At 56.5% G+C, this 22,759-nt stretch carries 23 protein-coding genes and 1 riboswitch; of the genes, 12 read left to right on the plus strand and 11 right to left on the minus strand.

Going from position 1 to position 22,759, the window contains the following annotated elements:
* Positions 1-3 precede the first annotated feature (3 nt).
* From csy2 to cas1f, 4 genes are all read right to left on the minus strand, one after another.
* Positions 4-972, minus strand: coding sequence for a type I-F CRISPR-associated protein Csy2 (csy2, locus tag HZS80_RS10755; protein WP_179916081.1), 969 nt, complete (start codon positions 970-972; stop codon positions 4-6).
* On the minus strand, positions 965-2,341 hold the full coding sequence (csy1, locus tag HZS80_RS10760) for a type I-F CRISPR-associated protein Csy1 (RefSeq protein WP_179916082.1): 1,377 nt from the start codon (positions 2,339-2,341) through the stop codon (positions 965-967). The genes csy2 and csy1 overlap by 8 nt, the downstream gene beginning before the upstream one ends.
* 224 nt (positions 2,342-2,565) lie before the next feature.
* Positions 2,566-5,910: a type I-F CRISPR-associated helicase Cas3f gene (gene cas3f, locus HZS80_RS10765; protein ID WP_179916083.1), complete on the minus strand. Its 3,345-nt coding sequence runs from the start codon at positions 5,908-5,910 to the stop codon at positions 2,566-2,568.
* Positions 5,907-6,881 (minus strand): type I-F CRISPR-associated endonuclease Cas1f, encoded by a 975-nt coding sequence (gene cas1f, locus HZS80_RS10770; protein ID WP_179916084.1) that lies wholly within the window; start codon positions 6,879-6,881, stop codon positions 5,907-5,909. The genes cas3f and cas1f overlap by 4 nt, the downstream gene beginning before the upstream one ends.
* Before the next feature lie 156 nt (positions 6,882-7,037).
* On the opposite strand from cas1f, the gene HZS80_RS10775 reads away from it, so the two are divergent.
* From HZS80_RS10775 to HZS80_RS10795, 5 genes are all read left to right on the plus strand, one after another.
* Positions 7,038-7,709 (plus strand): hypothetical protein, encoded by a 672-nt coding sequence (locus tag HZS80_RS10775; RefSeq protein WP_035564103.1) that lies wholly within the window; start codon positions 7,038-7,040, stop codon positions 7,707-7,709.
* A gap of 155 nt (positions 7,710-7,864) precedes the next feature.
* Positions 7,865-8,014: a hypothetical protein gene (locus HZS80_RS10780; protein WP_166650368.1), complete on the plus strand. Its 150-nt coding sequence runs from the start codon at positions 7,865-7,867 to the stop codon at positions 8,012-8,014.
* Positions 8,011-8,745, plus strand: coding sequence for a metal ABC transporter ATP-binding protein (locus tag HZS80_RS10785; protein ID WP_035564100.1), 735 nt, complete (start codon positions 8,011-8,013; stop codon positions 8,743-8,745). Before HZS80_RS10780 ends, HZS80_RS10785 begins: the two co-directional genes overlap by 4 nt.
* The gene (locus HZS80_RS10790; RefSeq protein WP_035564097.1) at positions 8,729-9,607 is read left to right on the plus strand and encodes a metal ABC transporter permease; all 879 of its coding nucleotides are present in this window, start codon (positions 8,729-8,731) and stop codon (positions 9,605-9,607) included. Before HZS80_RS10785 ends, HZS80_RS10790 begins: the two co-directional genes overlap by 17 nt.
* Positions 9,608-9,654: 47 nt before the next feature.
* Complete coding sequence (locus HZS80_RS10795) at positions 9,655-10,728, plus strand: metal ABC transporter solute-binding protein, Zn/Mn family (protein WP_179916085.1); 1,074 nt, start codon at positions 9,655-9,657, stop codon at positions 10,726-10,728.
* 23 nt (positions 10,729-10,751) lie between these two features.
* Here the strand turns inward: HZS80_RS10795 and HZS80_RS10800 are convergent, their stop codons facing one another.
* The gene (locus tag HZS80_RS10800) at positions 10,752-11,642 is read right to left on the minus strand and encodes a LysR family transcriptional regulator (RefSeq protein ID WP_179916086.1); all 891 of its coding nucleotides are present in this window, start codon (positions 11,640-11,642) and stop codon (positions 10,752-10,754) included.
* A 158-nt stretch (positions 11,643-11,800) separates the two neighbouring features.
* Here HZS80_RS10800 and ampC point away from each other — a divergent pair, with 158 nt between their 5' ends.
* Together ampC and HZS80_RS10810 are read left to right on the plus strand one after the other, a co-directional pair.
* Entirely contained in the window at positions 11,801-12,964 is a 1,164-nt protein-coding gene (ampC, locus tag HZS80_RS10805; RefSeq protein WP_374730588.1) for a class C beta-lactamase, read from the plus strand.
* A gap of 169 nt (positions 12,965-13,133) precedes the next feature.
* Entirely contained in the window at positions 13,134-13,799 is a 666-nt protein-coding gene (locus HZS80_RS10810) for a cupin domain-containing protein (RefSeq protein WP_035564085.1), read from the plus strand.
* 14 nt (positions 13,800-13,813) lie between these two features.
* On the opposite strand, the gene HZS80_RS10815 is transcribed toward HZS80_RS10810, so the two are convergent.
* Together HZS80_RS10815 and gloA are read right to left on the minus strand one after the other, a co-directional pair.
* Positions 13,814-14,182: a DUF6164 family protein gene (locus HZS80_RS10815; RefSeq protein ID WP_035564082.1), complete on the minus strand. Its 369-nt coding sequence runs from the start codon at positions 14,180-14,182 to the stop codon at positions 13,814-13,816.
* A gap of 9 nt (positions 14,183-14,191) precedes the next feature.
* Complete coding sequence (gene gloA / locus HZS80_RS10820; protein WP_179916088.1) at positions 14,192-14,728, minus strand: lactoylglutathione lyase; 537 nt, start codon at positions 14,726-14,728, stop codon at positions 14,192-14,194.
* A 127-nt stretch (positions 14,729-14,855) separates the two neighbouring features.
* Positions 14,856-14,954: riboswitch (TPP riboswitch) on the plus strand.
* Positions 14,955-14,977: 23 nt separating this feature from the next.
* Between gloA and thiM the strand changes: the two genes are divergently transcribed.
* The 5 genes from thiM (at position 14,978) to HZS80_RS10845 (ending at position 18,611) form a co-directional block, all read left to right on the plus strand.
* Positions 14,978-15,787: a hydroxyethylthiazole kinase gene (gene thiM / locus HZS80_RS10825; protein ID WP_179916089.1), complete on the plus strand. Its 810-nt coding sequence runs from the start codon at positions 14,978-14,980 to the stop codon at positions 15,785-15,787.
* Entirely contained in the window at positions 15,777-16,400 is a 624-nt protein-coding gene (thiE, locus tag HZS80_RS10830; RefSeq protein ID WP_179916090.1) for a thiamine phosphate synthase, read from the plus strand. The genes thiM and thiE overlap by 11 nt, the downstream gene beginning before the upstream one ends.
* Entirely contained in the window at positions 16,397-17,317 is a 921-nt protein-coding gene (locus HZS80_RS10835; RefSeq protein WP_179916091.1) for a LysR family transcriptional regulator, read from the plus strand. The genes thiE and HZS80_RS10835 overlap by 4 nt, the downstream gene beginning before the upstream one ends.
* A 79-nt stretch (positions 17,318-17,396) precedes the next feature.
* Positions 17,397-17,816 carry a DoxX family protein gene (locus HZS80_RS10840; RefSeq protein ID WP_179916092.1) on the plus strand — a complete coding sequence of 140 codons (420 nt, stop codon included), beginning with the start codon at positions 17,397-17,399 and terminating at the stop codon, positions 17,814-17,816.
* A gap of 57 nt (positions 17,817-17,873) precedes the next feature.
* On the plus strand, positions 17,874-18,611 hold the full coding sequence (locus HZS80_RS10845; RefSeq protein ID WP_179916093.1) for a DODA-type extradiol aromatic ring-opening family dioxygenase: 738 nt from the start codon (positions 17,874-17,876) through the stop codon (positions 18,609-18,611).
* A gap of 8 nt (positions 18,612-18,619) precedes the next feature.
* Here the strand turns inward: HZS80_RS10845 and HZS80_RS10850 are convergent, their stop codons facing one another.
* The 4 genes from HZS80_RS10850 to HZS80_RS10865 form a co-directional block, all read right to left on the minus strand.
* Positions 18,620-19,495, minus strand: a complete 876-nt coding sequence (locus HZS80_RS10850; protein WP_281662305.1) for a DMT family transporter — start codon at positions 19,493-19,495, stop codon at positions 18,620-18,622.
* Positions 19,496-19,622: 127 nt separating this feature from the next.
* Positions 19,623-20,954, minus strand: a complete 1,332-nt coding sequence (locus tag HZS80_RS10855; RefSeq protein WP_179916125.1) for a D-alanyl-D-alanine carboxypeptidase family protein — start codon at positions 20,952-20,954, stop codon at positions 19,623-19,625.
* 322 nt (positions 20,955-21,276) lie between these two features.
* Positions 21,277-21,663, minus strand: a complete 387-nt coding sequence (gene rplQ / locus HZS80_RS10860) for a 50S ribosomal protein L17 (protein ID WP_008959150.1) — start codon at positions 21,661-21,663, stop codon at positions 21,277-21,279.
* 39 nt (positions 21,664-21,702) lie between these two features.
* On the minus strand, positions 21,703-22,698 hold the full coding sequence (locus HZS80_RS10865) for a DNA-directed RNA polymerase subunit alpha (protein WP_008959151.1): 996 nt from the start codon (positions 22,696-22,698) through the stop codon (positions 21,703-21,705).
* Positions 22,699-22,759: the final 61 nt, after the last annotated feature.

Here is a 22,759-nt window from a genome sequence, read left to right on the forward strand (position 1 = left end):
GGTTTACTGTGCAGTGGCGCGAAGGTGGTAATCGTTATTAAGTCGGTAAAGTCCCGCTTCTTCGTCGTTATCAACGTACCAAAGCAGGTCTTCCGGTTGCTTCATGCGGTGGGGGCTGACCCATTCGCCAATGGAGTAGAGGCTTTCAACAAAGCGAAACTGAGTCTTGGCATCACGGGCATTGGCCACTTCTCCGGGATTAAACAGATCGGAAATAGCGCCATATCCCACCGGGATAGGCACTAGCCAGCCGCGATAGGGGCGCTGCACCTGCCAAACAGGCTTCTCGTTGGATTCACCTTTATTTTCAAGGGCGCAATAGTGGTTGAGCCGTGAAAGGTCTAGCCACGCATCCAGCAAACTGGCTTCCGGATTTTGCTGTTGCAGTGTTTTAAGGTGTTCGGTGAGGTAATCATCACGCAGGGTTAGCGCAAAGCCCGGCAGCCATCGTCGCTTCAAACGTGCAAATTGTTTGTAGCGTTCATCTTCCTTGTCATCCAGCGTGACCCATTGCGGGCGTTGCTTATGGCTTGGTACAGCACGGTTAGGGATGATGCTCCCCCCGGCAATACGCATGCCCGATACAATCTCACCGATTTGATGGGTAATATCTTTATGCTCACTTTCTGAAGCAGCACTATCAATCGAGAAAATCAGCGTGATATCGAGATGGACTCGCCCTTCCTCTACAATCGCTGCCGTGCCGCCGGTTTTATCCACTGGGTTACGCGTCAGGTGAAAGCCACGAATGTAGCCACCTTCAGTGGCCTGGGCTTCAAAATCGTGGCAAATAACACCGACGTTACCGAGCGAAACGTTGATGCCTGCCGAAAAGAGCTTGCGCTCCAAGGCGTGCATCAAACCCACAAAAGCACTCATGGCGGGAAAGCCCCAGGTCATTGGGCTGGAAATCGCATTGGCGTTTTGTACCCGCAGACGCGGTAGAACCAGGAGGTTTTTCACTTTATTCATCGTCATCTCCTCCTGGCAGGTTGGTTAAGTCTTCCATTAGGCTTTCCATCCAACGGCGGTCACGATTCTGCAGGCGTTGATGGGTCGCATCTTTCGCCAGTGTTTTCTTCCAGTGGCGAAACTCCACATCACCAAAGGGAAGCTTTCCGCCGAGCGCGGTATTCAGCCAGTTAGCAAAGCGGTGGCGAATATTGTCTGCCCACTCCACGCTGTTTCGCGCTTCACGGAAAGCAACATCTTCTTCGGCGCGCCCTGGGTCTAGCCAGTAGATTTCTTCTACTGGTAATTCGCACTTTTCATCGTCACTCCACCCCGCAGGCAGGCTATGCATCTGCATGGCAAACAGTGCCAGCTCGTCCATCAGCATGGCGGTGTAGTCATCGCGCAGGTCGCGGGTATGCATATCGGTGGAGGGATTGGTCTCCAGAAAGCGCTTGAGGTCTTTAACAAGGGAGCGCACTTCTGAGCGGCTGCCAAATACACCAGGGTGAGAAAACACAGAGGCTACTTTTAGCGGCGGGCGAATATCACGCACATTCCAGCTGGGCGGAAGCGATGCCAATAAATAATTGTTACCGCCCCGCTCACTATTAAGTTGCGAGATATTTTGCGGCTTGGTGCCACCCATTTTTTGTACGGCTAGGTTGGGGTAGCTGTGCACAGGTTGCTTAGCGTATTTACCTTCCCGCTTGGCTTTGCGTGAGTCTTTGGCCTCTTCGCTAAAGCGGTCATGGTTAATGGTTTGAAATACACGATGGGCCAACGAGGTGGCATAGAGCGGGGCTAGCAAACGGAAGTTATCGGCGTCATTTTCTAGCTCTGCGGCATCATCACCCACCAGCCAGTAGAGCTGTTTGCCGCGAATATGTGAGGCGTGCTCGCCACGCGGTTCGGTAATCGCCGCAAAGGCATTGATCCACGTCTGGGCTTGTTCGGGGTTATCACTTAACGCTTTGGCAAACTCGCTATCATTTTCTAGTGCACGCTCGAGCAGCGATTTTCCCTCGAACTGCAGCTTCAAGAACTTATAAACATCCAAGGCTGCGGCGTTCCCCACAACATCGCCCGCAAAATCAGCGGGTAGCGTGTGGCTGCCGACAAGACGGTGGTTGTTTAGCGATTCAGGTGGGGCGTAAAGATTGGAGCCTTTGGCATCCGGGTGAATCGGCTTGAGAGAATGGGTAACGACTTGCAGTTGACCAACGCGCCTTGCCGCATCGTTGATCCAGGTATCGAATTGGAACTGCTCAACCAGCGCTTGGTATTTTGGATCATCGGGAGCTAGCTTTTCCGCTTTGGTATCGAAGCGCTCTTTTAAGAAGGCTTCGATCCCAGAGCGAATTTCCGCTGCTCTGCTATTATCTGCCATACGTTTTCCCTTTGGTTATCACACTCTGTTGGCATAGAAATGATGATAAATCACAGCGACCATATCTTTAGTATTCTTTGGTCTGAAGAAGACCAACAATTTGTAGGTTTATGCTCACAATTTCCAAGTCTCTCCTGGCTTGCTAACAACAGCGCTGAAGCTCTTGCTGGCATACAAGCCCTGGTTTGCAAAACGCTCGCGGATATTAACCAGCAGGCTTAATTTCATTTGCTCCGCCAAAACCCCAATACAGGGTGATACCCCCACCGCTGGTTTCTCGCCGAGGCCGTTACCGTGCCAAAGGTACGGGCGGCGCGATCAAGGGAGATATCCAGGTCTTCCGCCAAGTCAGCCAGCGCCGTTAGGTAATCACTTGCACCCCAGGGTTGAATCCGCTCGCCCTGCTCTTTTGCTAGGTCTACCCGCACCAGCAGGCTTTCTTCCACCGGAACGTAGAGCTTTTCGCCTCGCCTTGCGCCATCGTCCACACGGTGTAGCGTCCAGGTTTCGCCACCCTCATCGGGCAGCAGTGCTAGCGTTATTTCAGGCTCAAGCTGCTTGCGAAATGGGTCACGCTGAATCAATACACCGGTTAAATGCAGATGCGGCATTACATGCCAGCTATAGGCTCCCAAGGGCGGCGGCTTGGGGGTTTTACCAATTCTTATCTCTTTTTTAGTTAACGGCTCGGCGGGCTGTTCAATCATTAACTGGTGCAGCCGCTCATGCTCCAGATCGACGAGACTTTCTTTAGCGTGCAACGTTTCCCGAGCTAGCACGCGGGGGCGGGCATCGATCACCAGGTACTCATCCGGCGTTAACAAGGTGTTAAGTGAGTGGTTTTTGAGACGCCAAGTAGCGTTTGTTTCGAAGCCTGGCTTATAAAAAGCAGGTTCGCCCGGCCGTTCAAGGTCTTTTAGATTGGTCTCTAAAAGCAAAATATTGGCCACTTCGCAGGCTTGTTCGCGGTGGCGGCGCACCCTGCCCGCTAGCTGGATAATTGAGCGCATGGAAGAAGGCTCTACTATCGCCCAGTCGTAATCGTGGTCGCGGCCAACTTCGGTGACCGGCGAGCCCAGCACGATAAACAGGTGGTCGTTTTCTTCGCTGCTATCCAGTAAGCGGCGGATATCCGGCTGCTGAAACACGCGCTCGGGTTCGGTCCGTTGCAGTGTTTTATCTAACCGGCGCTCAATCTCCGAGCGCATGACCAGCGGGTGGCGGGAGTGGTAAACGCAGAGGTGAATGCGTACACCTTCTGGCGCGCCCTGCTGAAACAGTGCCTTGGCCACATCCACCAACGGGTCGATATTGGCCATGCGAATCAAACCAAAACTAACGCGTTTGCTGGTGTGGGGGTCAACGGAGTGGTGCTGCTGGTGCAGCGCTAGCGCATGAGTGCGCAGCAGTGTCGCAATGGCGGGCCTGATCTCTTCCGGGCGTTTGCTTAGCGGTGGCAATGCTAAAATCTCGCCACGGCGGCGCACCGGGCTATTCGATAGGCGCTCTAAGCGACGCTTGGCAAAGGCATGATGCGCGGTCTTGAAAGTCTCGCTACTGGCGCAGTTTTCATGCTGGCGGTCGTGCTCGTCGAACCAGGCGCAGCAGATATCCACCGCCAAGCCCGGTTCGCCTCGGTGGCGCTGAAAAGCTTCGCGACCGCTGCGATAGGCTTCATACAACCCCTCCACCAGCGCAGGCGGCAAGGTGGCCGATGAAAGCAGCACCCGTGAACCTAGCAGCCCCGCCCAATTGACTAATCGGGTAAGCGCGGGCAGGTCGTTGATATCGAAATCGTCGATTTCATCGAGCACTAAATCGCTGCTCATCAGGCGCAGCATGGGTACGATTTGACGCCCGCCTCGCGTGCTCTCCGTGGCAGGCACAAGGTGGTCAACGGTGCATACCAAAATGGGCGCTGCGATCAGCGCGCGGGTGCCCGGCTCATCACTCAAACGACGCAGTACCGGGTGGTTATCAAAATTGCCGTCGAACACCACGTGGGCGTCTTCATCGATCAGCGCCTGTTTAGAGGCCGAGCCGCTGGCTTCGGCTTCCTGCTCGTAATGTTCAAACAAGGCTTTATTGGCGCTGCCACCTACCCGCACGGCGAGTTCGTCTTCACCCAAGTGCAGACGATCACGTAGGGCTTGGCCGGTTTGCAAGGTTAACGTGCGTAACCCAAGGGCGATGCTAAAGCGCGCGCCCTGCTGGGGATCGGCCAGCGCATACATAATGCGGCCATTGGCGAGGGTTTTGCCACATCCGGTGGACGCCATATTAATGCCAAAAAAGCCTTGGCGCTGGCTGCGCTCTCTAAGCGATTGCGCCAGATCGAAAGCTTTATCCTGCCAACGAAAGCGCGGGTGACTGCTGCGTTTACGAAAGCCTTTATGGCGCGCTAAACGGGGTAGGTGGCTATCAACACTGGGCAGCGCCCGGGCAACCGCGGCGGCGTGTTTCTCAACCCCCAGAATATGCTCATCTAACGGCTGGTTGGGCTTGCCGGTTTTGCGAACGGTATTGGCAATTAACGGGTAGTTGGGCTCGCCGCGAACGCGATGCTTGAGATCTTCCAGGCTAGAGTAGTGGTGGTCAGCCAGCATTAAACTAAGCCGGGCTAAGTGCACAACGTAGCGGCTTTCCAGCCAGTGAGCGCCATTTTGCAGCCGTGCCTGCAACCGCGTGGCAAGCTTAGTAGCACGATCACGCCAACGTGGGGTGCTAACGGGCAACCCGCTCTTGAATTGCCAGTAGGGCGCGATGCGTTTAGGGTCTTGGGTTTCAGGAATCTCGTTCCACTCGGCATGAATGGAAGCAAACAATCCGCCCAACTGCTCCGCCTGAAGTGGCGCCTTTCCTCTGCCCCAGCGTCTTTCATTTTCACCATCGTTTTCTGGCGGTTTTAGCGGTAGTCGGTGGTGGCTAAGCACCAGCCAACCCAGCGCAGCCGCCAGCGGCGGTAATCGGCTGAACACTGCCGAGGTAGGAGCGTCTATTCCATCACGCGCCAGCCCCTTCAGCCAATCCTGCTCTTGATAGTCGCCTTCGGCCAGACGCGCCAGCCAAGTAGCATCGTCATCGCTGCCTACAAACGCTTGAAACAAGCGTAGCGATATCCACTCATGACGGTATAGGTTGCGCCCTTCCAGTTTGCCTTTTAACCGCAGCTGAAAGGCGTCGCAGGCTTTGCCCAGGTCGTGCAGTAGCGCCGCCAGCGCGGTGAGCAAAAGAATATCTTCACCGTTGTGCCAGTCGTTTTCATCACGACTGCGCAGAATATCTCTGGCGGTGGTATTGGTGGGCACCGCGCCATTGATATTGAACTGAGCCGCATCCCCCACCACCCACATCAGCTCGCTGTGATCGTGGCCACGAATCCAGTGGCAAGCGACAGCGGTGTTTTTGCGGGCAGTTTTACGCAGCAGTTTGCGCAGTGTCTCCAGCCCGGCTTGGGTAATCGGCGTTTGCCAGGTGCGGTCGCCCCGGCGCTCGGCAAACTGGTCAAGCACACGCCGGGTTTGCTTCAGGGCGTTTTTGTTGCACTGGGAAATTAGCAGCACGTTCATGCGTCGCCACTCCCCAGCGCTTGGGCGACGTCCTTGAGGGTATCAATCATAAAGTCGAGGGATTCAGTGCGGGTTAAGCGCTCGATGCAGGCCTGGCGAAACTCTTGTTCTTCATCGCCGCGCATGGCGGAAATAAACGCCTGGGGCAGAATCACCGCGTCTTTCACTAAGTCCGCCACATCAAATACCAAGCCGCCCCGGCGGGTTTTACCGTGAAGTACCGCAAGCCCGTGAGGAATACCCAGCACCCAGGTGGCCGTCGCCGCTAGGCCATAGGCCAAGTAGTTACCGTGATCGAGAAAGCGGTTGGCGGGGTCGGTGCCTGACCCACGCTTGGCGCGGGTGAAGTCGCCGTAATCCACTGCGTTCACGGCGAGCTTAAACAGCGTTTTAGTTAATCGCGCTTCTAAGGTGAGCAGGTCGACAGTGCTGGGGGCATGCTTGATTGCTTCGCGGTGATGGTTGAGCGCGCTATGCAGATGATCGGTGGAAATAGTAAAGCCTGCGTCTTTCATCACTCGGCTTGTCCACAGCGCTTCGATACGCGCAAGGCGGGCTTGCTGAAATGCCCGGGCAGCATCCAGGCGTTTGGCATCGTCAAACCAGAAGCGCACCCAATATTGCAGATACTCCGTGGGCCGGTACTCGCTTTGTGGCGTTAACCAAGCAACGTCTACATCAACCTCATTGGCGGCAAATAGTGGCGTACCGCCGCCACCGCAGAACCCGACTAATACACCTGCTTTGGCAAGCTCACGCATGGCCGCTTGGGTAATCGAGGTGCCTGTGCCCAGCAGTATCGAGGTGGTATTGGCAATCGGGATGTTCCAGTAGCGGAATTTGCTGCCCTCATCGGTGACGTACTCTACCCGGCCACCGTTCACCAATACCCGGCAGTGCTGCAGGTAATAGAGGTTAGCACGCTTGGAGTGAAGAATCGTTTTTAGGTCACTGGGCGAAAAGTCATCCATACGGCGCTCCTGATCATCGTTTTCTCCATCTAACCATCCTTTACCCCACCACGCCATTGACCTTAGTCATACTTCACCAACCCTGAATCCACCCTCGGCTGATTTGATTTGCGTGCTACGCTTAGCGCTACCGCTCCCCTATATAGGCACCTCTTCATGCATGCTTTTCGTCTTCTCGCCGCGCTAGTGACCACCCTGGTGGTCGTTATGCCTGTCTCTCTACAAGCCCAGGCACAAACAGATGGGCAGTGGGGTGAATACGATGAGGTATTTGAGAACGGCGCCAGCCATGCCAACGTTTGGCAGTGGGGCTGGACAGGCGTTTACGGCACAAGCCTGGCAGTCAACGCTTACCAGTCGAGCGAGGCGAGTGACCCGGATGACCGCTTTGATGCCCGGGTGGGCGTGGTGAAATCCGCCCTGGCCGTGGCCGGTATGCTGACGGATCGCCAGCCACACCCGGCGGCATTGGCCGAGTATGAGCGTTTGAAAGCCAGCGGCGATTTAAGCGGTGTGCAGGCGCTGGGCTTGCAGCTCGCCCAAGCCGAACGCGAGCGGCGTGGCTGGGGTGCCCGGGTGAGCTCGTTGGTGGTCAATGGCGTGGCGGGTGCGGTGATTGCCGCCGATGGCCGGGAAAGTGACGGCGCTATTAACTTTGCCACCGGCATGCTGGTTAACGAGCTGCAAATTTGGTCGCAGCCCAATCAGGCGTCTTCGGCGATTAATCGCTTCCAGCCCGCTAACCTCTCGCTAGGGCCGATTACCATCCCCGGTGAATATGCGTTCAACGTGGGGCCACAGCAGCTGGGGGCTACCTGGCGCTACTGATTCTCCCGTCTTGTTACCCCCTAAAGCGCTGGCGGCGATTTTCCGCCAGCGCTTTATCTTTGCCTGTGCGGCGTGAACGCGTAAAATACCCAGCAATTTTTTGGCTTTGCCAAACGTTATGTTATAACCTATTCGTCATTATACGAGGCCGCTTGATGAGTGAGCATACGCACCGCCATAACAAGGAGGGCCCCTGCCACTTCTCCTTGATGTCGCTATCGGCTGTTAAACGGCTGCTGTTTGTTGCCGTGCCGCTGTTGGCGCTTTGGGGGTTGGTGGTTTGGGCTGGCGGGTGGTTAGGATGAGTCAGCGCTCTTTATCACGTTTACAGCTGCACAATCTGCATTTGGCGCAGGCGCGACGCACGGTGCTGGAGCACCTTGAAGGTGACTTTAAGCCGGGCGCCATTACCGCGCTGATTGGTGCTAACGGCGCCGGTAAAAGCACGTTGATTCAGGCGATTATGGGCGAACTTCGACCTATTAGCGGCGAAGTGGTCTGTACCGTCGCCAAAGAGCGCCGAGCATGGCTGCCCCAGCAGTTAGCGCTGGACCTGACCTTCCCGATGAGCGTGGAAGAGCTGGTGATGACCGGCAGTTGGCCCAGCCACGGCGCGTTAACCGGCTACTGCGCAGCGCACTACCGCAAGGGCCGGGAGATTATGGCGCGGCTGGGTATTTCCCACCTGGCCCACCGCCCGCTGGGCGAGCTTTCCGGCGGCCAGCGCCAGCGCGCGTTAATTGGCCGCACGCTAATGCAGGAAGCCGAGCTGCTGCTGCTCGATGAGCCGTTTGCCAATGTGGATAGCGAAACCGTGGATATTTTGATCCGCATTTTGCGCCAGATGGCCGACGACGGCGCGACGATCATTGTGGTGCTCCACGATATGGATCACCTGCGCCGCCTGGCCGATGAAGTGCTGATGCTCAACGGCGGCCACGGCCGTTGGGTCGCGCCCAGTGCGCTGACCCATCAACACGCACCTGCTCAGGTAGTACCGTTTACCATGGGAGGTCGCCATGTTGGATCTGCTTAATGCGTGGTTTGTCAGCCCGTTCGATTACGGCTTTATGCGCCGCGCGGTGGTGGGTGGCTTGGCGCTTTCATTGGCTGCGCCGCCGCTGGGTGTATTTTTGGTGCTGCGCGGTATGAGCCTGATTGGCGATGCCATGGCCCACGCCATTTTGCCCGGCGTCGCGTTAGGCTTTTTGCTGGCAGGATTTTCGCTGCCGATTATGAGCATCGGCGGGGTGCTGTTTGGGTTAATGGTCGCGCTGCTGGCGGGGGCGGTCTCGAAAATGGGTGGTCAGCGTGAAGATGCCGCCATGGCGAGCTTTTTTATTATCTCCCTGGCCGCAGGCGTGATGCTGATTTCACTGGGCGGCAGCAGCGTGGATCTTACCCATGTGCTGTTCGGCTCGATTCTGGCGATCAATTCTACCGCGCTGCTGCTGATTGCGGGTATTAGTACGCTGATTGTGCTGATTCTGGCGGTGGTGTTTCGCGCCCTAGTAGTGGAGTGTTTGGATCCGCTGTTTTTGCGTGGACAAAGCCGTCGCAGCGGTTGGGTACACAGCGTGTTTTTGGGGCTACTAGTGCTGAATCTCACTGCTGGCTTTCAAACGCTGGGTACGTTAATGGCCGTGGGCTTAATGATGCTGCCCGCCACCTCGGCACGCTTTTGGAGTAAACGCTTAGAAGGCTTGATCGGCATCGCGATTGTGCTGGCCATGGTGGCGAGTACCGGCGGCCTGCTGCTCTCTTTTCATCTGGATATCCCTTCGGGGCCGAGCATTATTCTGCTGGCCGGGTTCGGTTATCTCTTTTCGGCCCTGTTTGGTCGCTACCACAGTTTGGCAGCCAAGCTGCGACGTAAAACAACGCCGCTGGCAGCGTAGCAAGGGTCTTAATTGCCTGTTTTCATGCTTATCGTAAGGAGTGTTGTATGTCGCTTACCCTTTTATCATCTCGGTCTTCACGCTGGTTAGTAGGGGTGTCCGCTATGCTGGCGCTGCCTGCGGCCATGGCTAATGAGCGCGTTCAGGTGGTAACCAGTTTCTCTATCCTGGCGGATATGGTGGAAAACGTCGGCGGTGACCACGTTGACGTGACCTCCCTGGTCGCTGCCGATGGCGATGCCCATGTTTACTCCCCCAGCCCCGGCGATGCACGCTCCCTGGCGAACGCTGATTTAGTGGTCTTTAACGGCCTGCTATTTGAGGGTTGGATGGAGCGCCTGATTAGCGCCAGCGACTACTCCGGCGCTCTGGTCACCGCCACCGATGGTATTGAGGCGCGCGCTTTCGCTGAACATGAAGAGCATGACGATCATGGTCATGACGAACACGATCATGAAGAGCACGGTCACGATGACCATGGCCATGACGACCATGCCGATGATCACGCCGGTCACGACCATGGCAATCAAGATCCCCACGCTTGGCAGGATATGCACCAAGCCGGAGTGTATGTGGCCAATATCCGCGATGGGTTAGTCGCCGCCGATGCCGATAACGCCGATGCCTACCGCGCCAATGCGGAGCAGTATTTACAGGAAATGGCGGAGGTCGACGCTGAAATTCGTGCGCTGATTGACGAGATACCGGCTTCCACCAGCGTCATTACCGGCCATGACTCCTTCGGCTACTTCTCAAGCGCCTACGGGGTGAATTTCCTTTCTCCCGTGGGGCTTTCTACGGAAGCTGACCCAAGCGGTGCCAGCATGGCGGCGCTAGTGGATGTGATTGAGCAGGAGAACGTGAAGGCGCTGTTCCACGAGAACATGACCAATCAGTCGATCATCACCCAGCTAGCCGAAGAGACCGGCCTGCCGATTGCGGGCACGCTTTACGCGGACGCACTGGCCGCGGAAGGTGAAGCAAGCACCTACCTGGGCATGATGCGCCACAATGCGCAGGTGTTGCACGATGCGTTGGCAGAGCCTGGGCATGACGACCACGACCACGACCACGACCACGACCACGACCACGACCACGATGATCATGGTCATAGCCACTAAGCCCTCAACGTCAACCGCGCTGCTCAGCTATCAGCGTCTCGACGATTAATCGCCGTGAGCAGCCACTCGCGAAAAGAGGCCATGGCGTGGGTTTCAGGCTGTGTCTGTAGGCGAGTAAGCCAGTAACCTCCCAAACTGACAGCAGTGTCGAAAGGCTGTACCAGCGCGCCGCTGCTCAGTTGACGGGGGAACATCAGCGGTGGCGCCAGCGCCACGCCTGCCCCTTGTATCGCGGCTTCCACCATAGCGATGGAAGAGTCGAACACAATGCTGTTAGTCATCGCAAAGCTGCGCGGCAGCCCCGCCGCTAATAGCCACTCTGTCCACTCATCGGCGCGATAAGAGCGCAGCCAGGTCTCGCCTAATAGATCGGCTGGCGTGTTAAGCCGCGCAGCAATGGTCGGCGTGCACATGACCGAAAGTGACGCCGGTAGCAGCGGCTGCGCCGCGGTAGCGTGCCAGGCCCCGGAGCCAAAGCGGATAGCAAAATCGAGCCCTTCGCCCGCAATATCCGCCCGGTTGTTATGGGTGGAAAGGCGCAAATCGACAAACGGGTATTGGTCCTTAAAATCCGCCAGCCTTGGCAGCAGCCAGCCGACGGCAAAGGTTCCGACCACGCCGACATTTAGCACTTCCCGGTAGCTGCTCTCGCCCACCCGCTCCAGGGTGTGGGAGATCTGATCAAATGAACTCTTCAATACCGGCAGCAGCAGCTCACCCTCCTGAGTCAGCATTAGCCCCCTAGGCAAGCGCTTGAACAGCGGCACCTTCAACTGCGTTTCGAGCAGCTTCACCTGATGGCTAACCGCGGCCTGGGTGACGTGAAGCTCTTCAGATGCTCGGGTAAAGCTTAAATGCCTGGCCGACGCTTCAAAGGCGCGCAGTGCTTTTAACGGTAGGTAGGGACGCACCACCTTGACCCCCAAATTTTTCTAATGGCTCGGGCAAAATATCGCTGTTTGTTAATCGACACAGCACGCCGTAAATTAACCACTGTCACGCTCTTGACGGCGGGTGAGACCACCCAGCTTTCACTCAATGCTAATCACAACAGGATACTGGTATGGGTAAGATGTTAGCAGCAAACTCCGGGCTTATCATGACGGGTTCTCTTGTCATCGGCAGCTTTGCCTGGGCATCTGATGCGACTGAAAACGCAGACATCGAGGCGCTGGTAAACGACACTATTGCGCCTTTGATGGCGGAGCACCGTATTCCAGGCATGACGGTCGCTGTGAGTATCGGTGGCCAACAGCATTACTTTAATTATGGAGAAGCCGACCAAGAAGCGGGTACTCCGGTCACCGATGAGACACTGTTCGAACTTGGCTCGATCAGCAAGATCTTCACGGCGGCGTTAACGGGCTATGCCCAGTCCAGCGGTGCGCTTTCGCTTTCCGACCCGGCCAGCCAGTACCTGCCCGCCCTTGAAGGCAGTGCCTTCGATGAGATCACGCTGCTGGAACTGGGCACCTATACGGCAGGTGAGCTTCCGCTGCAGTTCCCCGATGCGGTACAAAACGAAGAGCAAATGCTCGACTACTATCGCCAGTGGCAGCCTGAATCTCCCCCCGGCAGCCATCGGCTCTACTCCAATCCGAGCATCGGCTTGCTGGGTTACTTAACCACCCAACGCCTTGGCAAATCGTATGAGACGCTAATGGAAGAGGCACTGTTCGCCCCGCTAGGGCTTGAGCACAGCTATTTTCAGGTGCCAGAAGCACAGCAGGCACACTACGCCTACGGTTACTCTAAAGAGGATGAGCCGATTAGAGTGAACCCCGGCATGCTGGATGCCCAAGCTTACGGTTTGAAATCCACAGCCGCCGATGTGTTGACATTTGTGGAAGCGCATATGGGGTTGGCTGAACTTGATGAATCACTAAGTCAAGCCTTGGCAGCTACGCGCACGGGTTACTTTGGTGTGGGTAATATGACCCAAGGACTGGGCTGGGAAAGCTATGCCTACCCAGTAGCGCTCGATCAGTTGCTGGCAGGTAACTCGCTTGAGATGATTTTGCAGCCCAATCCCGCCAACCGCTTAGCCCCGCCGCTAGCCCCTAGGCAAGAGGCGCTCTACAACAAGACCGGCTCAACCAACGGCTTTGGCGGCTATGTGGCTTTTGTGCCTAGTGAGCAGATCGGTATTGTCATGCTGGCAAACCGCAACTATCCCAATCAGGCGCGCATCGAAGCTGCACACCACCTCCTTACCGCGCTCACCGACGCCCCTTAGTGAGACTATTGTTACTTTTTCTTAATCAGTATTAAGCGTTGCCGCCTTCGGGCGGCATTTTTTATGTCTAAATGGCGCGTGAAATACACCGAAAGTTGCATTTTTCGCTGTCGATAAGGAGACTAGCACCCTCCCCCGTCACTTACCTTCACTGCGAAGAGTCTTTCCCATGCGTCTAAACGCCGATTTTAGCCACTTTGCCTGTGTTACCCCGGAAGCGTATCAGTGGGTCGATTCCCCCAGTGCCGGGGTCGAGCGCATGATGTTTGACCGGATTGGTGATGAAGTTGCCCGCGCGACCAGCCTTGTTCGCTACGCGCCCAATACGCAGTTTGAGCGCCATACCCACGGCGGCGGCGAAGAAATTCTGGTGCTGGAAGGCGTGTTCGCCGATGAGCATGGCCGCTATGCGGCGGGCAGTTACTTGAGAAACCCCATTGGCACCGGCCATACGCCGCAGATTGGGGAAGAAGGCGCGCTGATTTTTGTCAAACTGCATCAGTTTGACCCTAACGATACGCTACAACTGGCGGTACCGGCTCACCGATTGCCCTGGCAGCCAGACCGACGCCCGCGCATTGCCTACAAGATGCTGCACACCTATAAGCAGGAGCGCACCAGCCTGGAGCGCTGGTCGGCGGGCACCTCGATTGCCTACCCGACTCTGCTGGGCGGTCTGGAGCTTTTGATTCTGGAAGGCAGTCTGAGCGATAGCGAGCAGAGCTACACGGCGGGCACCTGGTGTCGCTACCCCAGCGGCGCAGCTCCTGAACTCACCGCCGGTGATGATGACGTGATGATGTACCTCAAACGGGGTCATCTGCCGCCCGCTTAGGCCAAAGTTTAACCTCAGGTTCGAGACAGGCCCAGAAATGGCAATAGCGTCAGGGCTGCAATCAGTCCCACCGCTAACAGAACCAGCACCACCTGCAGCGGGTGTGCGGCCAAACGGCGCCACAAGGTTTCTGCCTCGCCCCGCTCCACCGCTGCTTGATGCTCACGCTGAGCGCGCTCAAGGCGCTCTGCCTGATAAGCGTCTAACGCGGCGATGGCCGCCTCATGCTGATGTGGATTACGCAGCCAAATCGCATCAACGCCCAGGCGGAAAAAGCCCGCCTGGGTTTCATAGGTGTCAAAGCCATGGGCAGCGAGCAGGTCGCGCACTTCCATGGCTTCTTCGTCGGTCACATGGCGCAGCCGGAACAGTAGTTTAGCCATTGATAGGCCTCATGTATCGCTCTTCCCCACCATCAAGTCCGCTTGGATCACTTCGATCCAATAACCATCCGGGTCTTTAACGAAGATAACATCTTGCATCTTGCCCTGGTCGGCGCGCTTGACGAAGGTAACGTCGTGCTCGTCAAACCACGCCTGAGCCGTAGCTAAGTCCGGCACGTTAAAGCAGATGTGACCAAAGCCCTGGGGCTCGGCGTTGCCATCGTGGTAGGCGAAATCTTCCTGGTTTTCGGTGCCCCAGTTGTGGGTCAACTCTAATAGCCCTTTTTGGCTAAAGGTCCAGACAGTACGCGCTTCAGTCTCTTCCGGCACGTTATCGCTTGGCTCTAGGTTGGCTAAAAAGTAGAGCGAGAATTGCATCTCTTCGAAATCCAGCCGCCGCAGCACCTGCATGCCAAACACCTTGGAGTAGAACGCCAGCGCCCGCTCGGGGTCTTTCACCCGCAGCATGGTGTGGTTTAAACGGAATCCTTGGGTTTGGGGCGGCGTATCGACAACACCAGAATGCTGCTCACCTTGAAAACTCATCACGCTCTCCTGTCGCTGATGTGGTTCGTTAACGGCTGATACCGCTTAACATGGGGGCTAAGGCGCCATATTTCCACCCATCTCCCTCACCCTGGGCTTTACAGGGCCAACGCAGCCAAGGATAGTGATCGTTCGGCAGGGGCGCTCGCCGTTATTGGCGAGCTGAGAAGAACCCTTTGAACCTGAACCGGATAACACCGGCGTAGGGAGTCGTGGTACTGCTTACCACCTCCCCGCCGGGAGGATGCTATGACCCTACCTCCGCTTGGCGATTATCTTGCGACGCTACGCACAGCGACACCGCTAGTCCATTGCATGACCAATTATGTCGCCATGAACAGCACGGCCAACCTGCTGCTAGCCACCGGCGCGTCACCCGCCATGCTGCATGCGCCAGAGGAAGTGGCTGAGTTCACCGCTATTTCAACAGGGCTGTCGATCAACATTGGCACTATCTCTGCCCACTGGGCAGAGGCCATGCTGACCGCAGCGGCTACCGCTGGCCAGCACTCGATTCCCTGGGTGTTAGACCCTGTCGCCGTTGGCGCGACCTACTATCGTCAATCGCTGTGCACGCGGTTACTCGCACTAAAGCCTAGCGTGATTCGTGGCAATGCCTCTGAAATTCTGGCGCTCAATGGGTTAGCCAGCCAAGGCCGCGGCGTGGACTCGACCGCCGCCTCCGGCCAAGCCATCGACGCAGCGATAGCGCTGGCGCAAAAACATGGCTGCATTGTCGCGATGACCGGTGAAAGCGACTGGGTGACGAATGGCACACAGCACTACCGTATTCACGGTGGCCACCCCTTGATGCCCCGGGTTACAACGCTAGGCTGCGGCTTAAGCGCGCTGGTCACCGCCTTTGTAGCAGCCAACCGTGAAGCCCCGCTGGAAGCCACCGCCGCTGCGCTCGGCTGCTTTGCCGTTGCTGGCGAGCGGGCGGGTAAAACGGCGCAGGGCCCAGGCAGTTTTCAGGTCGCTCTGCTGGATGCACTTTATCAACTGACCCCAGACGATCTCACTGCTCATACCCAGTTGGAGCCACGCCATGCCGTTTAATCTATCGCTTTATTTGGTAACCGACGCTGCGCTTTGCGACGGCTATGGCCTAGAGCAGACGGTTGAAGCAGCGGTAAGAGGTGGTGTGACCATCGTGCAGCTACGTGATAAGTATGCCAGCGATGAACAGATGACTGCTCAAGCCAAGCGGCTAAAAGCACTGCTGGCAGGTAGCGGGGTGCCATTGATCATTAATGACCGGTTACAGGTAGCGTTAGAGAGCCAGGCAGATGGCCTGCATGTCGGTCAGAGCGATGCCGCTATTGAGGAAGCCCGCCAAGTGCTGGGTGAGCAGGCGATTATTGGCCTGTCGATCAATACCTTCGCTCAGCTCCAAGCGGCACCTATCGCGTTACTCGATTACGTGGGTATTGGGCCCGTGTTTGCGACCGGCAGTAAACAAGACCACGCCCAGCCGATTGGCTTTGGCGGCTTAGCCTCGCTGGTCAAGGCCTGCCCACTGCCCAGCGTGGCGATTGGTGGATTGAAAGCTGAGCATGCCATTAGCGTGCATCGGGCGGGAGCGAACGGTATTGCCGTGATTTCTGCGATCTGTGGCCAACACGATCCTTTCAAAGCGGCACGCGCTTTTCAGGCAACTGCGCCGCTATGAACCAACTAGAGCATATCGTGGCTTTCGTGCGAGTTGCCGAGCTGGGTAGCTATACCCGGGCCGCTGAATCACTCGATATTTCGCGTACCCGCGTGTCGCGTCAGGTCATGGCACTGGAGGAGACTCTTGGGGCGCGCCTGATACAGCGCACGACGCGTCGTCTCCATCTCACGGAGGCAGGCGAGCGCTATTTAATGCGCGCCCAGGGGGTGCTGCAAGCGCTCGATGAAGCCGCTGCTGAAGTTGGCCAAGGCACCAGCGACGTGCGCGGCCGTTTACGCGTCAATGGACCCATGAGTTTTGGTACCCGCTACTTAGCGCCACTCGTTACCCAATTTATGCTTGCCCACCCGGCGCTTGACGTGCGCCTGGACCTTAATGACCGTCGCGTTGATCTACTGGAAGAGGGTTATGACGTGGCGATCCGTATCGGCAGCCTGCCGGACTCCAGCCTGGTGGCACGCCGCCTGACTCGCTGCCGTTTGCTGTTTTGTGCATCACCAGCCTATCTTGCCAGCCACGGCGAACCCAGTAGCGTTAACGCCCTTAATGAGCACCGCTGCCTGCGCTATCGTAGTGGTCAGCAGAGCGCTGACTGGCAGATTGCAACGCAGTCATTAGCGGTCAATGGCCCATTGGAGAGCAATAATGGTGATGTGCTGACCCAGGCCGCGGAAGCGGGCTTAGGCATCGCCCAACAGCCCAGCTTTCTGGTCACGGAGAGTATCGTCAGTGGGCGGTTAGTGCCGATTTTAACCAACGAGCCTGCGGTAAGACTCGACGTTCACGCGCTCTACCCTGCCCGGCGTTATCTGCCCGCCAAGGTGGAGCGCTTTATCGATCTGCTTACCGAGGCGTGGGGAGATCCCCCGACTTGGGAACAGGCGATTGGATTGTCGCCTATTACGCAACAGTGATGTGCATAACGCGTTGATTATCTCACACTGGCTTGGCAGTAAAGTAGCTCCATCAATCACCCAGATGGAAGCTCCTCACATGACGACTCAATCATCACTTACGGCTACTCCTTCGCTACAGCCTTATGCTATTTCACTTCTGCGCATCAGCCTGGGCGTTATGGCCCTCGCTCATGGTTTGCTCAAAGTGTTGGTATTTACCGTACCGGGTACGGTCGGCTATTTTGAGTCACTCGGCTTACCAGGGTTTGTGGCGTACCTAACCATTGCGGCTGAAGTAGGTGGTGGGATCGCCCTTCTGCTCGGCGTGTACACCCGCTGGGTAAGCCTAGCCCTGGTGCCGGTACTGCTGGGCGCCGCCTGGGTGCATTTGGGTAACGGCTGGATGTTCTCGAATGCGGGTGGCGGTTGGGAATTTCCGGTGTTCTGGACGCTGGCCCTCATTACTCAAGCGGGCCTGGGAAGTGGTCGCTGGGTATTAAGCCGTCGCTTTGCTTAACCTCATCACCGGCGCTTGCTACACCGTAAGCGCCGGTACTGCCGTGGAGATCTACCCATGTTACCTAGCCTATTTATTTCCCATGGTTCACCCATGCTGGCACTGAATAAAACATCTGCCCATACGTTTCTGCGTGAACTTGGCAGTCAGCTCTCGCCTAAAGCGGTGGTAGTGGTGTCGGCCCACTGGGAGAGCAGCGAGCTACTGGTCAGTAGCAGCGCCAAACCAAAGACGATTCACGATTTTGGCGGTTTTCCGCAGGCGCTTTTTGATTTGCACTATGCCGCGCCTGGCGACCCTGAACTGGCGGAACGGCTGGCCGCGTTGTTGGGCGCCAAACCGATAGAGCGCGGTTTCGACCATGGCGTTTGGGTGCCGCTCTCGTTAATGTTTCCTGGCGCGGATATACCCGTCGTTTCTTTATCGCTGCCGGTGCGCTGGAGCAATGCGGAGCTGGCGGCACTTGGGGAACGGCTGTCGGTACTGCGGGACGAGGGCATTTTGGTGATCGGCTCGGGCAGTCTGACCCATAATTTATATGAGCTGATGGCGCAAGATAGCCCGATGCCCGGCTGGGTAGATGAGTTTGCGCACTGGGTACACGATCACCTGGTCGCCAATGACCGTGAGGCGTTGCTAAATTGGGAGAACGCCCCTAGCGCGCGGAAGAATCACCCCACGCCCGAGCATTTTCAACCCCTGCTGGTCGCGATGGGCGCTGGCGGTAACGCCACCCAGCTACACCACAGCGTGGAACACGGCGTACTGGCGATGGACGTTTACCAGTTCGCTTAAGCGCTCTGCTAGGCAGTAGGCCGACGTTTAAGAGTAGTGCGGCGGTCGTGATATGCGACCGCTAATCCGCTGCCCATAATCAGGGCGCTGCCCACCCACACCCAGAGGTCGGGCATTTCCCCCCAAAACCACCAGCCAAGCAGCACTGCCCAAAGCATCGCCGTGTAATCAAACGGTGCGGCAATGGCGGCAGGCGCATAACGAAAGGCCAGGGTAATAAAGGCCGTTGCCGCAACGCCGAGTACGCCTGAAGCAAAAAATCCGACCCAGTGCCACGGCTGAGGAGCTTGCCATACCCATGGCAACGTTAAACCGGTCACTATTAATGGCACAAACGTCATGTAAAACAGCATTGCCCATAGGTGTTCACGAGCGCCGTAGCGCCGTGCGGTGATCATCATCAAGGCATAAAAAAGCGCGGCCGCCACGAGTACCAAAGCGCCCATTTGAAATGCATCGCCGTTAGGACGAACCACGATCAGCACCCCTGCAAAGCCCACTAATGAAGCGATGAGCACCGGTGGATCGATTCGCTCTCCCAGTAGTGGCACCGAGAGTAGCGTTACGAATAGTGGTGCCACAAAAGCGATTGCCGTGGCTTCTGCAAGTGGTAACAGCGTTAAGCCCCATACAAAACAAACCATGGTGGCGGTATAGATTAACCCACGCAGAAAATGAACGCCTGGACGCTTCGTGCGTAGCTTACGTAAACCACCGGCAAAATGGGCAAGCAGCGCAATCATCGGCAAGGAGACTAAAGCGCGGAAGAAAATAATCTGCAGCGGCGAGTGTGTCTCGCCTAACCATTTGGAAACGGCGTCCCCCAGGGCAAGAAAAAGAACGCCCATACACATGCAGAGTATGCCCTTCAGTGAGGTTGTCACCGCTATCCCCTTAGTTGTTGTTAGCCGGTAATCGTCAATGGCTTAAAAGCAAAAACCCCGCCCAATAGCGAGTGGCGGGGTGATACGAACCTGGATCAGCGCTTGAAACAACGCCAGCTTAGCTAGCTTACAAGCTGGCGTTAACGACCATACAGTCCATCCCCTGGGAGTGCAGTTCGCGACACGCTTGGCGGGCGCGCTGCTCATCCAACGCCATTAAGCGGGCGCGGTAAACCGGGTTCTGACCCTCTAAAGTGTCAATGGCCACACGGCCACCTAAATTTTGTGCAATACGCTGAGCCGCCTGCTGCGCCAATTGCCGTGCCTGAGCCTCCTGGCTAAAGGCGCCTACCTGAACTCCCCAACCGCCGCCTATTTCATTGACGGAAGCAAGCTGACGTTCGCGCTCAATAAAGGCCTGCAATGGGTCGGCCTGGGGCATCTCGCTTTCAGGCGTGGGGCGCTGAACGCTGGTTATATCGGCCAACTGTTCTTCAAGATCCACGACGGGCGCTGAAGCGGCAGTGTCCGCGGAGGGCGAAAGCGTGGTCGTTTCCACGACGGCCAACAGCGGCTGACGCGGTTCAGGCGTGGGTGGGGAAACCGGCTGGGCGGGAGGGGCAAAAGCCATAAACTCTTGTGAAAAGGCGGTGTCGGCCACCCAGCTACGCTGATCACGTAGTGAAGCTCGCAAGAAGCTGCGGTCTAGCAAATTGGCCATATGGGTATCACGCGACTGAGATGAAAAACCGCCCATCACCACTGCCACTAATCGCCGATCACCTCGAACTGCGGTGGTCGCCACATTAAAACCAGACGCTCTAATAAATCCGGTTTTCAGCCCATCAGCGCCAGGATAATCACGCACCAGACGGTTGTGGCTGGTATGCCGTGTACCGCGATAGGTAAATTCCTGGAGACCGAAATAGTGGTAGTACTGCGGAAAATCCTGCATTACGCGTACTGAGAGCGTCAACATATCCCGTGCGGTGGTTACTTGGCCGTCATCAGGCAAGCCAGAGGCATTGCGGAAGGTGGTCGCGTGCATGCCGAGCTCGCGCGCCTTGGTGGTCATCATCTGTGCAAAACGCGCTTCGCTACCGCCCAGTGCTTCGGCAACCACCGCGGCAACATCATTAGCCGAGCGAACCGCTAGCGCACGTATGGCCGTATCGACGGGGATAGAACTACCTGCAGCAAGCCAGAGCTTTACGGCTGGCTTTGCTGCTGCAAAACGGGAAACCGGCAAGGGCTGGTCTAAACGCAGCGTGCCCGCTTCCAGCGCTTCAAAGGTCAAATACAGGGTCATCATTTTGGTCAGCGAGGCAGGATAACGCTGATCGTCAATATTTTCAGCGTAGAGGACTTCACCATTATCCAAATCCACCACAATGCCTGCATAGCGTGGATTGTCGGCGTGAGCACTGGAGACCATTGCCAGCATAAGCAGCAACACCATACTCAGTGACCATACCGTTGATGCACCGCCAACGGCGATCTGTTTTACCCTCGCATACATACCTGCCCCTTGCTTGTTATCAACGTACTGTGACTGATCCATGGCCTAACTACCATGCCATACTCAAGGTGCAACGCAAGGCTTTCCCTACGCTGCACGGCCATGCTAGGTACTTTTAATAATAAGTTGAGTATATACGGAGTTAGGCTTAGAAAAAGAGAAGTTACATGCGTATCAAAAGAAGATAAATATATGCCATAAAAAAACCGACCCACTGAGGGGTCGGTTTTCGATTGCTTCTAAAGAAACCTAGCGCAGAGGATTACTCTTCTGCAGCAGCTTCTTCAACAACCGGACGATCAACTAGCTCAACGAACGCCATAGGCGCGTTGTCGCCGGTGCGGAAACCGCACTTAAGAATACGGACGTAACCGCCCGGACGCTCGGCATAACGCGGACCTAGTTCGTTGAACAGTTTGCCGACGGCTTCTTTAGAGCGCGTGCGGGCAAATGCCAAACGACGGTTTGCAACGCTATCCTGCTTAGACAAGGTGATCAGCGGCTCGATAACGCGACGCAGCTCCTTGGCTTTAGGCAGGGTTGTCTTAATGACTTCATGCTCGACCAGCGAGACAGACATGTTCTTGAACATGGCCTGACGATGCGAGCTGGTGCGATTCAGATGACGACCACTCTTACGATGACGCATGGTTGTAATTCCTTACCAAACTGGGACTCAAGTCGACGCTCACGCGGAGGCTTTGTCGTCCTTCAGGCTTGCCGGTGGCCAATTTTCCAACCGCATGCCAAGGGACAAGCCGCGAGCCGCCAATACGTCTTTGATTTCATTCAAAGATTTCTTACCGAGATTCGGTGTCTTCAACAGCTCAACTTCTGTGCGCTGGATAAGATCACCGATGTAATAAATATTCTCGGCTTTTAGGCAGTTCGCGCTGCGAACGGTCAACTCAAGATCGTCTACGGGGCGCAATAGAATTGGATCAACATGATCCTCTTCCTCTTCGACTTCCTGTTCTTTATCAGCTTCCAGGTCGACGAAGGCGGCCAGCTGCTCTTGCAGGATGGTCGCACTGCGACGGATAGCCTCTTCCGGATCCAGGGTACCGTCGGTTTCCAGATCGATAATTAACTTATCGAGGTCGGTGCGCTGCTCTACGCGAGCGGCTTCAACCGAGTAGGAAACACGGCGGACAGGGCTGAAGGTGGCATCCAGCTGCAGGCGGCCAATGGCACGCGTCTCTTCATCAGAGCCACGCGCGTCAGCCGGTTCGTAGCCACGACCCAGCGCTACCTTAAGCTGAATTTTCAGCTCGGCACCTTCATTGACATGAGCAATGATGTGGTCCGGGTTGACGATTTCGACGCTATGATCAAGCGCAATGTCGCCAGCGGTGACGACGGCTGGGCCCTGCTTGTTCAGCGTGAGCACCGCCTCATCGCGGCTGTGCATCTTGATCGCAACATCTTTCAAGTTCAGGAGGATTTCAATGACATCTTCCTGCACCCCTTCGAGCGCACTGTATTCATGCTCGACGCCAGCAATTTCAGCCTCTACCACGGCACAGCCGGGCATAGACGAAAGCAGAATGCGACGCAGTGCATTCCCCAGGGTGTGACCAAAGCCACGCTCGAACGGTTCGAGCACGATTTTGGCGTGATGTGCGCTGATTTCTTCGACCTTGATGTCGCGAGGACGTAGAAACTCTGTCACTGAACGCTGCATATGAACACCTTTCAGGCTGCCAAACGGATACTTGGTACTCGGTACGACCTGGCGCGGGCGT

The organism is Vreelandella glaciei, from assembly GCF_013415125.1.
GTDB classification, from domain to species: domain Bacteria; phylum Pseudomonadota; class Gammaproteobacteria; order Pseudomonadales; family Halomonadaceae; genus Vreelandella; species Vreelandella glaciei.